Here is a 546-nt window from a genome sequence, read left to right as displayed (position 1 = left end):
GCGACCGGAGAACGCCAGTCATCGGAACCGGAAGTACCGGAGACCTCATGGGTCCAGGTGATTTTGCGGTAGGTGAAGTGCACGTCTTCCAGGTGGGTGAAGTGCGCGTTCGATGGGTCCTGGCAGTTGTGCATGTAGTCCTTGATGTCGACGATGATCGCGTCTTCCAGGGTGGTGGTGTAGTAGTGCTCCTGGGTGCCGGCCGCGGAGGTGCGGTACCACTGGATTTCGATCTTGGTCAGGCGCTCGCCGGAGGTCAGCGCCGCCAGCAGCAGCGGCGAGGCCTTGTCGAAGACCTTGGTGATGACCACTGGCTTGTGCACGCGCTGGCCGGTGGGTTGGCCGGACTGCGGGTCACGCGGGATGATCACTTCGTGCTGGAAACCCTGAACCATGACCTGGTCTTCATGACCTTCCTGGTAGGTGTTGCCGACCGAATCGGCGGTGAAGGCACCGGCGGTGATCAAGCCTTGTTTGGTGCCGGTAACGGACATATATGCGGGGGTAGCCATGAATGCTCCTTGCTGAAAAATAGAGGTGCCCGGC

General features: G+C 60.6%; 1 protein-coding gene. It reads right to left on the bottom strand.

Going from position 1 to position 546, the window contains the following annotated elements; all coding sequences use genetic code 11:
• On the bottom strand, positions 1-512 hold a 512-nt coding region (locus tag NPS47_RS25350; RefSeq protein WP_274297442.1), incomplete at its 3' end, for an Hcp family type VI secretion system effector.
• Positions 513-546 lie beyond the last annotated feature (34 nt).

The organism is Pseudomonas putida, assembly GCF_028682475.1.
Lineage (GTDB): Bacteria > Pseudomonadota > Gammaproteobacteria > Pseudomonadales > Pseudomonadaceae > Aquipseudomonas > Aquipseudomonas putida_AG.
Note: the sequence above shows the minus strand (reverse complement) of the source record. Positions and strands in the feature narration are given on the sequence as shown.